At 60.7% G+C, this 11,061-nt stretch carries 7 protein-coding genes; 2 read left to right on the forward strand and 5 right to left on the reverse strand.

All coding sequences use genetic code 11. The features are described from left to right. Positions 1 to 65: 65 nt before the first annotated feature. The 4 genes from AACS18_RS20735 to pykF all read right to left on the reverse strand — a co-directional run bounded on the left by AACS18_RS20735 (position 66) and on the right by pykF (position 7,854). Complete coding sequence (locus tag AACS18_RS20735) at positions 66 to 2,096, reverse strand: M13 family metallopeptidase (RefSeq protein WP_108613194.1); 2,031 nt, start codon at positions 2,094 to 2,096, stop codon at positions 66 to 68. Positions 2,097 to 2,150: 54 nt separating this feature from the next. After that, positions 2,151 to 2,555: a hypothetical protein gene (locus AACS18_RS20740; protein ID WP_108613195.1), complete on the reverse strand. Its 405-nt coding sequence runs from the start codon at positions 2,553 to 2,555 to the stop codon at positions 2,151 to 2,153. Positions 2,556 to 2,961: 406 nt separating this feature from the next. Continuing rightward, on the reverse strand, positions 2,962 to 6,291 hold the full coding sequence (mscK, locus tag AACS18_RS20745; protein ID WP_108613196.1) for a mechanosensitive channel MscK: 3,330 nt from the start codon (positions 6,289 to 6,291) through the stop codon (positions 2,962 to 2,964). Between the two features lie 150 nt (positions 6,292 to 6,441). Further along, entirely contained in the window at positions 6,442 to 7,854 is a 1,413-nt protein-coding gene (gene pykF, locus AACS18_RS20750) for a pyruvate kinase PykF (protein WP_108613197.1), read from the reverse strand. Between the two features lie 308 nt (positions 7,855 to 8,162). Here pykF and AACS18_RS20755 point away from each other — a divergent pair, with 308 nt between their 5' ends. Then, the gene (locus AACS18_RS20755; RefSeq protein ID WP_108613198.1) at positions 8,163 to 8,405 is read left to right on the forward strand and encodes a hypothetical protein; all 243 of its coding nucleotides are present in this window, start codon (positions 8,163 to 8,165) and stop codon (positions 8,403 to 8,405) included. 167 nt (positions 8,406 to 8,572) lie between these two features. Next, positions 8,573 to 9,337 carry a DODA-type extradiol aromatic ring-opening family dioxygenase gene (locus AACS18_RS20760; RefSeq protein ID WP_108613199.1) on the forward strand — a complete coding sequence of 255 codons (765 nt, stop codon included), beginning with the start codon at positions 8,573 to 8,575 and terminating at the stop codon, positions 9,335 to 9,337. Between the two features lie 65 nt (positions 9,338 to 9,402). Here the strand turns inward: AACS18_RS20760 and AACS18_RS20765 are convergent. Continuing rightward, positions 9,403 to 11,061, reverse strand: a 1,659-nt coding sequence (locus AACS18_RS20765; protein ID WP_308810804.1) for an SbcC/MukB-like Walker B domain-containing protein, incomplete at its 5' end; no start/stop codon positions are given.

The raw sequence follows: 11,061 nt of genomic DNA on the forward strand, positions 1-11,061 counted from the left end.
ATCTTCAGCTCAGGTGGAGGTGGTCCATCTGCTGGAGCTTTTCGGGCCAGGGCCCCTGCTGGTGGTCACCAAATCTTCACACGCTCGGAAGGTGGCAGATAGAGCTTGTCTCTCGGCTTGATGGCAAAGGCGCGATAGAAGGCCGGCATATTCGCGACGACGCCATTGACCCGGTACTCCAGCGGCGAGTGGGGATCTGTCTTGAGCAGAACGGCAGCGAGCTCGGGCCGGTACTTCCCTTTCCACACTTGTGCCCAGCCGATAAAGAATCGCTGCTCGCCGGTAAAGCCATCGAGCACCGCTGGCAGGCGGTTGCCCAGGGCGAGCCGGTACGCCTTGTGGGCGATGGTCAGGCCGCCGAGATCGCCGATGTTCTCGCCAAGGGTCAGCTGGCCATTGACATGCTCCCCCTTGATGGGCTCGAAACGGTCGTACTGTTTCGCCAGTTTTTGCGCTCTGGCGGTGAACTCCTTGAGATCGGCCGGAACCCACCAGTTGTGCAAGGCACCGTTGCCATCGAATTTGGCCCCCTGATCATCGAAACCATGGCTCAGCTCGTGACCGATGACCGCGCCGATGGCGCCATAGTTGACCGCATCATCCGCCTTCAGATCGAAGTAGGGCGGTTGCAGTATGGCTGCCGGGAAGACGATCTCATTGTTGTTCGGGCTGTAGTAGGCGTTCACCGTCTGCGGATTGTCGAACCACTCCTCCCGATCCACCGGTTGATGGAGGCGGGCAAGGTGCTCGTTGTAACGCACTGTGGCCGCGCGCTGGGCATTGCCGACCAGATCATCGGGACGGATCTCGATTGCGCTGTAATCCAGCCACTGGTCCGGATAGCCGATCTTGACCCGTACCTTCTCCAGTTTCGCCAGCGCCTGCTGTTTGGTCGGGGCAGACATCCAGTCGAGCCCACCGATCTCCTGGCGATAGGCGGCGATCAGATTGCGTACCATGGTCGCCATCTGTGCCTTGGCTTCGGCCGGGAAGTAGCGCTCCACATAGAGTTTGCCCACCGCCTGACCCAGATAGTCATCCAGCACCGCCATGGCCTGCTTCCAGGGCTCCCGCTGACGGGGGATGCCGCTCAGGGTCGTGCCGTAGAAAGCGAAGTGCAGGGCATTGCTCTGGCTGTCGAGATAGGGCGCATAAGTGCGTAGCAGATGGAACAGGCAGTAGGATTGCCACTGCGCGATGCTGGTCTCCTGCATCACGGCGGTCAGCTTCTCCAGATAGTCCGGCTCACTGACGATGATCTCCGTTTCCCCGGCGATACCGGCCTCTGTCAGGTAGCGTTGCCAATCCAGGGTGGGCAGCAACTGACTGAGGCGGGCGATGGGCAGTTTGTTGTAGGTGAGGTTGTCATCCCGCAGCTTGACTCTGCCCCACTGCAGGCTGGCGAGCCGGGTCTCCAGCGCCAGAATGCGATGGGCCTGCTCGCTCGCCCCCTCGACGCCGGCATGGTTGAGCAGGGCGGTAATGAACTGCTCGTAGCTGGCCCGCAGTGTCTTGCTGGCGGCATCTGCTTTCAGGTAGTAGTCCCGATCCGGCAGACCGAGGCCGGATTGCTGCAGGTAGATCCCGTAGCTGTCAGGCTGCTTCTTGTCGGCCATGAACCCGATACCAAAGGGAGCGCCGCCCCCCAGCTTGTTAACCCGGGCAAAGTAGGTGGCTAGCGAGGCGCCATCATGGATGGCCATGATCTCGTCACGTAGTGGTTGAATGGGGGTCAGCCCTTTGGCATCCCGCTCGGCCTGATCCAGATAGCTGGCGTAGAGGTCGGCGATCTGCTGGCGAGGGGTTCCGGCTTGTTGCGGGCGCTTGAGCAGCTCCTCCAGCAACACCTTGCGATCCTCCAGCGACTTGTCCGCCAGCAGATTGCCGATGGTCTGCCCCGGCAGGTCATCCGGTATTTGGGTCTGGGCCAGCCAGTTGCCGTTGACGTGGCGAAACAGATCGTCCGCCGCTCGCACGCTGTTATCCATACTGGCCAGATCCACCCCGGAGTGGCTGCCAGTGGCACCGGCGCATGGGACGAGGCCAAGCAGGGCCAGCGCAATGAGGCTGGCGATCATGCTGCGTTGCTGTTTCATCGTGAGTGTCCTGTATGGGGAGTCGGTGGTGAATTGGCTGTAACCGATGGGCTATCAGCTGCGAACGACCGAGAGGAAGCGACCGTCGTGATTGAAGGTGCAGGTAAAGTCGACCACATCATCGTCGGTCTCGTACTGGCCATAGACCTTGTATTTGTGGCCGCTCTCTTCTGCCGACTCGGTGGTGATATCGCGGGGGGAGACATGGAATTTGCTGGCCGCTTCCCCCGAGCAGTAACGGGGCATCTTGCTGGTGGCCATATGCTGGTCATCGCTATCGTCATGCTGGCCATCATGCTCGTGTTTGTTATCGCTGTGCTTTTTCCCGGCGTAATAGCCAGCGGCGCCGATGGCCCCCAGCGCAGCTGCACCTATCAGGACTTTCTTGGTGTCCATATTCTGGCAGCCGCTCAATGCCAGACAGGCGGCCAACCCCATTACCATCAAGGAATGTTTCATCTCTCGGATCCTTTCAATTATCAAATGAGCAAGTCGGTGTTAGCCGGGTGGTGGTCACAGGGCCCAGGCTGGAATGGCGCCACTTTGCAATGGTCAGGATGAAGAGGACACTCAAATAAAATTAAAAAAAGTTATAAAAATCCGGGAGCCGGAGCGAGCGCGGTATGTGGGGCGCGGTGAGGGGAGAAGGGCGCAGGTTTCATCCATGCGGTAAGTAGTGGTGTGGGGCAAGTGTTTGTTTTTATACTTTTATTTCTCTTTATATTTTATCAAGGGTGATGGCTGCCTGTTGTGTGGCGGCCAGCCATGCTGGCGATGGATAACTGTCTCTATCGCCATAAACTGGCATAAAAAAGCCGCTCACCTGGGTGAGCGGCTGTTGTCATCAGGTCAGCGCCGTTCGCTATCAGGCTGGCTGTTTGCCATCTTCCGCGGGGGGCGGCAGAGCGGCAGAGTTGGACTCCACCTTCTGCTCTTCACCTTGCATGTTCTTGATGTAGACATCCATCTGGTTGAAGGCGATCTCGATGCCGTTCTCGCGGAACAGCTGGTCGATCTTGCGGTTCAACTCGTCCACCGCCGGGTTGCGATCACCGAGTTCGCTCACGAAGAAGCGCAGCTCGTGATCCAGGGTGCTGGCACCGAAGGTGAGGAAGTAGACGATGGGGGCCGGGTCTTTCAGCACGCGGCTGTTTTCATCGGCCGCCTGTTTGAGCAGGGTGCGGGTCAGCTCCAGATCGGAACCGTAGGCCACGCCTACCCGCACGATAACCCGGGTGACGGTGTCACTCAGCGACCAGTTGATCAGCCGCTCGGTCATCAGCTGCTGGTTGGGGATGATCACCTCTTTGCGGTCGAAGTCGGTCAGGGTGGTGGCGCGGATACGGATTTTGGAGACGGTACCGGAGAAGGATCCGATGGTGACGGTGTCTCCGATCCGCACCGGACGCTCGAACAGGATGATGATGCCGGAGACGAAGTTGGAGAGGATCTCCTTCATACCGAAACCGATACCGACCGACAGACCACCCGCTACCCACTGCAGCTTGTCCCACTGCACGCCCATCATGGAGAGGGCGGTCAGGGAGCCGAAGCCGATCAGCACGTAGTTGAGCATGGTGGTGATGGCGTAGGCAGTGCCCTGGGCCAGATTGAGCTTGGAGAGCACCAGCACTTCCAGCAAGCCTGGCAGGTTGCGCGCCAGTGACCAGGCGCCCCCGAGCAGCAGGAAGCCGATCAGCACGTCACTCAGGCTGATGGGGAAGAGTCTGGCATTGGCGCCGGTGCCTTCACTGCGGTGCCACAGCACCATGCTGTCGAGGTAGGAGAACACCGCGACCAGATCGGACCAGAGCCAGTAGAAGGCGACGCCGAAGATCAGCAGCAGCACGGTGCGGGTCAGACGCAGGGACTGCTGGCTGACATCCTCCAGATCCATCTGCTGCTCTTCGATGGCTTCGCCTCCTTCCGCATCCTCTTGTGCCTTGTGCTCACGCTTGGCCACCGCACGGCGGTAGGCCAGACGACGGGCGGCCAGCTCCAGACCACGCAGCGCGGTGCGGTAGACCAGGCTCCAGATGATGATGAGGTAGAAGGATTCGATCAGGCGACCGGTGAGCTTGAGCGCGGTGTAGTAGTAACCGAGCCCCGCCAGTACGATCAGTGCCACCGGCGCCAGCGCCAGGGCGATGGCGATCAGTGACTTCTGCATGCTCGCCTCGCCCTTGATGCGGGCGCGGGAGATGGGGAACACCAGATAGGCGGTCAGTCCCAGCAGGGTCAGGGTCATGGCCTGGCCGATCACGTCGTTGCCCAGGGTGGAGGGTTCAACCACCGCCTTGGTCGCGAGCATGATCAGCGGCAGCAGTGGCAGCCAGATGTAACGCATGCTGGTGCGCTTGGCCTGCAGCTCCGCTTTCGGGATCCGGAAGTGGGTTTCGGCGATGCCGCCCGGGCGCATCACCGCCAGATAGAGGCTGAACACCAGATAGCCGAGGGCAAGGTTCAGGGTGATCTGGAACATCAGCTTGGGACTGAGCAGACCGCAGTAGGTGAGCAGCAGACCGCCAGCCAGAATGAACAGGCTGCCCGGCAGGCGTTGCAGCACGGTATAGAGCAGTGCGCGGGGTGTGTGCCACTGGCTGTCCTGACGGAAACGGCCAAGGTCCTTGGTGATCTTCTTCTCGCGCTCAACCAGCGCCGGACGTTTCCAGACCAGCAGACCGCCGATCAGCAACAGCGGGAAGGCGAGCAGGGAGATCCCCAGCAGCTCTTCGCGCCAGCGTTTCCAGTCCGGTTTCAGCACCCAATCGGAGGCCTGCTTGTAGGCTTGGGCTGGCCAGCTGATAAACCACTTGCTGTCGATGGGCTTGTTGCTGCTTACCCAGAAGATGTGTTGCTGCAGGGTAAACTCGATGGCGGTGTTGACCCGCCCCAACTGCTGCTGGGTCAGCTGCAGGCTGATGGCGTTGGTGAGCTGGCTGTCGAGCTGGCGGTTGAGCTGATCGAGCAGATTGACGCGAGTATCGAGCAGCTTGGCCAGGCTGGCCTTGTCCTCGGCACTGACCGGCTCCTTGCTACCGGCAATCAGGTTGTCCAGATAGAGGTTCTTCTGGAACAGCAGGTCACGTTGCTGGCTCAGCTCGAACTGGGCCAGGTGGAGGTCGGCGATCTGTTCTTCCAGATTCTTGACCGCGATGGTCGGTGCCGCTTCCAGCTGCTGGTAGAGCTGATAGAGGATGCGCGACAGCAGCAGGTTGCCCTTGAGCATCTGCACCTGTTCGTTCAGGTTGCGCTCGGTTTGGGTTGCGCGCTCCAGCCAGCTCTTGGCTTGCAGGTTTTTCTGCACCAGCGAGTTGAGACTGGTGGTGGCGCCAACCAGCTGCTGGCTGAGCTGGTGGTTGAGCACCTGCTCTTTTTGCACCAGCGGGCTGTCTTCGGTCGCCACCAGTTCACCGGTCTGTTCGGCGGTCTTCTCGGTGTCGCCGAGACGCTTGGCGCTGCTCTGATCCTGCAGCAACTGCAGTTTCTGCTCTTCGCTGGCAAGGCGGGCACTCTGGTAGTCACGCTGCTTGATCGCCAGATCCTGCATGCTGGTGCGGTTATCCAGATCCTTTTGCAATTGGGCCAACTGCAGATCGATCAGCACCAGCTCGGTATTGAGCTTCATCTTCTCGGCGCTGCTGATGCTTTCACCAGCGTTGAGGCGGCTGCGGATCTCCTGACTGCGCTGGTAGGCGCGGCTCATGCTGGTCTGGGCCCGCTCCGGCAAGGTCTGCAAGCTGGTAAGCTGGCTGCCGATGGTGCCGAGGGCCTCCTGGGCCTCCTGCATGTTGGCTAGCACTTCCGGCTGACGGCTGTCGAGCTCTGCCAGACTCATGGTGGCGTATTCGCTCTTGATCTGCTCGGCACTCTTGCCCTTGGTCAGGGCATCGAGCTTGGCGCTGATCTCTTTGAGCTCGGTGGGCAGATTGCGGATCCGCTGGGCTTGTGCCTTGGCTTTAGCCTCCTCCTTGTCGATGCTGTCGAGCATGGCAAGGGTTGCGGTCAACAACTTCTGATCCTCTTGCTGGCTGACGGTCATGGTTTCCGATTTGCCCAGACTGTCCAACGCTCGTTGAACAGCGGCGCGAGAGGGGACATCTTGCGCCATGGCCTGCGGAGCGCAGAGGCTGGCGACTAAACAGAGCAGCGGCAGCAGGGTGGCCGAGACTCTTTTAAAACGTATTGAGGGCATATAACTTCCGGGTTATTACGCGATATTCGGGACATTTCCCGCATAGATTAAATTCGCGTGGATTCTAACACCGGGCTTGTCAGGTAAGCAGGGGGGAGGGATAAAAAAAACGGCGCCTACAGGCGCCGTTTTCAACTCGTTCAGCTCTGATTAAAGAACGTGAACAGAAGCGGTGTTGGTAGTGCCGCTCGGTACCAGAGCACCGGATACCATCACAACCATGTCACCTTTCAGACCCATGCCGATTTCCAGCGCGGCTTCTTTACCGATGCGATAGAAATCGTCTGTAGAGGCGATGCTGTCAACCACGTGAGCAACCACACCCTTAGTCAGAACCAGCTGGGCAGCAGTTTTCTTGTTGGTGGTGATAGCCAGGATCCAGGCTTTCGGGAAGTACTTGCGAATGGCTTTGGCAGATTTGCCGCCTTCGGTTGCAACCACGATCAGCGGGGCGTCCAGCTTCTCGGAGGTCTCTACGGCGCCTTTACATACGGCTTCGGTGATGCGCAGCTTGTTGCTGTCGTTGGCAGCAGACAGGTTGGACGGCATCACGGCATCGGTACGCTCGCAGATGGTGGCCATGATGGTCACGGCTTCCAGCGGGTACTTACCCTTGGCGGATTCACCGGACAGCATCACTGCGTCGGTACCGTCCAGGATGGCGTTGGCCACGTCGCCAGCTTCGGCGCGGGTCGGACGCGGGTTCTTGATCATGGAGTCCAGCATCTGGGTGGCAGTGATAACCACTTTGCGGGCTTTGTTGCACTTGGCGATGATCATCTTCTGGGCGAAGATAACTTCTTCAACCGGGATCTCTACACCCATGTCGCCACGAGCAACCATGATGCCGTCGGAAACAGCCAGGATCTCGTCGAAGTTGTCCAGACCTTCCTGGTTTTCGATCTTGGAGATGATCTGGATGTTCTCGCCACCGTGGGCTTTCAGGTGCTCACGGATTTCCAGAACGTCTTCTTTCTTACGGATGAAAGAAGCAGCAACGAAATCAACGCCTTGCTCGCAACCGAAGATCAGGTCGCGCTTGTCTTTCTCGGCCAGGGCCGGCAGCTTGATGGAGACGCCCGGCAGGTTAACGCCTTTGTTCTCGCCCAGATCACCGTTGTTCAGCACTTTACAGATAACTTCGCGCTCGGTGATTTCGATAACGTCCAGACCGATCAGGCCGTCATCAACCAGGATGCGGTTGCCGACGCGCAGATCGTTGGCGAAACCTGCATAGGTCACGGCCACTTTGTCTTTGTTGCCAACCACGGTCTGGTCGGTGGTGAAGGTGAAAGTCTGGCCAGCGACCAGCGCGACGTCGTTGCCGCCTTCCAGCTTCATGGTACGGATTTCCGGACCCTTGGTGTCCAGCAGGATAGCTGCGTGCTTGCCGGTCTCGGCCATCACAGCGCGCAGGTTGCTGATGCGGCTGCCGTGCTCGGCGTAGTCACCGTGGGAGAAGTTCAGGCGCATGACGTTCATGCCGGCGTCCAGCATTTTGGCCAGCATTTCTTTGGATTCGGTCTTCGGACCGATGGTGCAGACAATTTTGGTCTTTTTCATGTCAATCTTCATGGTTAAGGAATTTCCGCCGAGCAATATACACCAGTTTTTGGAATCTTTTTATGATCCAGAAACAACGTTTTGACCAGATAACGTTTTCTTTTCAGGGATAACGTTTTCCTGTGAGTCACATTTTAGAGCATACGGCCACAGGTTCGGGCTGAAGGGATACAAATGTTGCCATCTGTGGTTGTTTGGCCGGGTTGAGGTTCAGATGTTGTAAAATGACCACCCGTCCGCTGTCACCGTCTTGTCACCGGCTTGCGCAAAAATGTTAGTTCATTGGCGCATGGGTGAAGGAGGCCGGGATGAAAAACAGCCATGAAACCGGATGGGCTCTGCTCTTGCTGGGCGCCGCCCTGCTGCTGGTTCAGACACTGCCAGCCCGCTACTGGCCTGACAATGCCGGTCTGCTGGCGATCTTCTCCCATCCGGTGAAAGGGGAGGCGGCCGCCGAGGGATTGGCGTGGCGAGAGTGGCAGGATCACAGTGCAGCGACCCGGATGGCGCTTCGTGCAGCCCGACTGCAGCCGGATGCTCCTCAGCCTTGATATCTATTGCCGATTACCTGTCGTGAAGGTGTGAAATTATCAACCATTGGTTGATAGTTCTTATCCATCTTGCTGGATTGTTCACCTTTCATGGCAGGGGGATAATCGATTCCAACAGCGATATCCCCTCCGGTATCGCCCCCTGATACTTTGTTGGAGTCTGCTTTATGTCCCTCGCCCCCGTCTGGTTTATCTCTCACGGCGCACCGGATCTGGTGCTGCGTGAGCAACCCGCCACCCGCTTTCTGCGAACCCTGCGTCTGGGTGGGCTCAAGGGGTTGGTGGTCATCTCCGCGCACTGGTTCAGCCGCGAGCTGCAGATCAACGTCGAGCCCAAACCGGCGCTGATGTACGACTTTTACGGCTTCCCCGAGCCGCTCTACCGGATACGCTGGCCAGCCAGCAGCCCTGAATGGTTACAGCAGGCGGTGGGTGATCAGCTGACGCTGGCGGGTCTGAGCGCGACCCCGGTGCGGCGCGAGCTGGACCACGGGGTCTGGTCGCCGCTCTCCCTGATCGACCCGGACAGCGAGATCCCGCTGGTGCAGATCTCCATCCCTGCCAGCTTCACCCCGAGCCAGCTCTGGCAGCTGGGAGAGGCACTTGCCGAATTGCGCAGTCAGGGGATTGGTATCCTCGCCTCCGGCGCCATCACCCACAACCTGCGGGCGTTGGGGCCCGAGGGGTCGCCGGTGCCGCGCTGGGCGAGCCAGTTTGTCGACTGGCTGGAAGGGGCGATGGCGGCAGGGGAGCGGGAGGCGCTGCTCGATTACCGTCGGTTGGCCCCCGGGGCGGTGGAGTCCCATCCCCACGATGACCACCTGCGCCCGCTCTTTGTGGCGCTGGGAGCCGCGCAGGGCAAAGCACCGACCCTGCTGCACGAGAGCTGGGATGGCGGCAGCCTCTACATGGGGGCCTACCGCTTCGATTAACGAGCGCCGTGCAAGCAAGAGCCCGCCAATTGGCGGGCTCTTGTCGTTTTGGGGATTGGCTACGGTCAGGGGACGATAACCCGGCTTTCGCCGCCACCGAGGGCTTCAACCCTGACTTGTACGCCAATCCGCTCCACCAGGGTCTGGACGTGGGAGATCACCCCTATCTGGCGGCCGGCGGCCTGCAGGGAGTCGAGGCTGGCGAGCGCCAGATCCAGACTGTCCGGATCCAGGGTGCCAAACCCTTCGTCAATAAACAGCGACTCGACCTGGGTCTGCCGTGACGAGAGGCTGGAGAGGGCCAGCGCCAGCGCCAGCGACACCAGAAAACTCTCGCCGCCGGAGAGGGAGTCCACCGAGCGCACCTCGTCCCCCATATCGAGATCCACCACCTGCAGCGCCAGATCGGTGCCGGGCACCCGCTCCAGCCGGTAGCGGGGCGAGAGCTCGGCGAGCTGGGCGTTAGCCTCCAGCAACAGGCGTTCGAGGGTGAGGCTCTGGGCGAAGGTGCGGAACTTGGCGCCGTTGGCCTGCCCGATCAGATCGCACAGCTGCTGCCAGTGGTCGGCCACCGCCTGCTGGGCGGCCAGCTCCTGTTGCAGGCTGCCCGCCTTGAGGGCAGCTGCTTCGGCCTGTGCCAGCTTGCTCTTGCACTCGAACAGCTGCTCTTCAAGGGCGCGACAACGGGCATCGAGTGCCGCCAGTTGAGCGCTCAGCTCTGCATCCGGTAGGGCGGCCAGCTCGGGGTGGTGTTCGCGATAGCGATCCCGCTTGCTCTCCTCCAGTGCCAGCGCCCGTTGCCGCTCGGCAAGGCGGGTGCGCGCCTCGCCAAGGGCATCTTCCAACCCTTGCAAGGCAGAGCGGCGCGCCTTGAGTTCATCGGGGGTGATGGCGAGCAGGCGGCGAAGGTCGTATTCGGCAATGCCAAGGGTGCTGGCGTGGGCAGCCCAGCGCCCCAGTACCTCCCGCTTGCGGCGGCTGCTGGTCTGCTTTTCCTGCTCCAAATGGGTGAGGCGGGTCTTGAGTTCGGTCTGCCGCTCCCGCAGGACGCGGGCGCTGCTTTGCATCAGCTCCAGTTCGCTGGCGAGTTGTTGCAGCCGCTGTTGCCAGCGGCTCTCGACCAGCGGGATCTCCTCGCCATTCAGACAGGCGGCGCGGCTGGTGAGCAGCCCCTGCCGCTGCTGCTCATGCTCCTTGTAGTCCCGCTCGAGTTTGTGCAGTAGCTCGCGCTGGGTCTGCAGGCGTGCCTCCTGCGCACTTAGTGCCGGGGTGAGGCTGGCGATCTCGCTGGCCAGCCGCTCCCACTCGCTCTGGCCGTGCAGCCAGGCCTCGCAGGCCCGCTGCCACTCGTGCCACTGCTGGCTGCCGAGCCACTGGCGCCAGGGTTGGCCAGCCATCTGCTCATCGAGACGGTTGCCCCCCTGTTCGAGTCGCTGGCGCAGGGTCGCCTCCTGCTCGCCCATCCCCTTCACTTCCCCTTCCAGCGCGATGCGCTGGCGATCGGCCTCCTGCCACTGCTGGTCAAACTGCTGGTGCTGGGCAGCCAGTTGGCTCAGTTGCTGACGCACTCCCTGCAACTGCTGCTGGCCTAGCTGGGCCTGACGCAGCTGCTGCTGGCTCTGGGCCAGCCCCTGCTCCAGCGTCTGGCCGTGGCCGAGCAGGGTGCTCATCAGCTCGTTCCACTCGATGGGGCTCTGGCGCAGCGGCAGCGGATGGCCGAGCAG

This window comes from Aeromonas sp. HMWF015, assembly GCF_963878965.1.
Taxonomy (GTDB): Bacteria; Pseudomonadota; Gammaproteobacteria; order Enterobacterales; family Aeromonadaceae; genus Aeromonas; species Aeromonas veronii.

What these genes read in the sequence shown, in the direction of transcription:
- AACS18_RS20740 (WP_108613195.1), bottom strand. Translation starts at nt 2,555, where the DNA reads ATGAAACATTCCTTGATGGTAATGGGGTTGGCCGCCTGTCTGGCATTG.
- mscK (WP_108613196.1), bottom strand. Translation starts at nt 6,291, where the DNA reads ATGCCCTCAATACGTTTTAAAAGAGTCTCGGCCACCCTGCTGCCGCTG.
- pykF (WP_108613197.1), bottom strand. Translation starts at nt 7,854, where the DNA reads ATGAAAAAGACCAAAATTGTCTGCACCATCGGTCCGAAGACCGAATCC.
- AACS18_RS20735 (WP_108613194.1), bottom strand. Translation starts at nt 2,096, where the DNA reads ATGAAACAGCAACGCAGCATGATCGCCAGCCTCATTGCGCTGGCCCTG.
- AACS18_RS20755 (WP_108613198.1), top strand. Translation starts at nt 8,163, where the DNA reads ATGAAAAACAGCCATGAAACCGGATGGGCTCTGCTCTTGCTGGGCGCC.
- AACS18_RS20760 (WP_108613199.1), top strand. Translation starts at nt 8,573, where the DNA reads ATGTCCCTCGCCCCCGTCTGGTTTATCTCTCACGGCGCACCGGATCTG.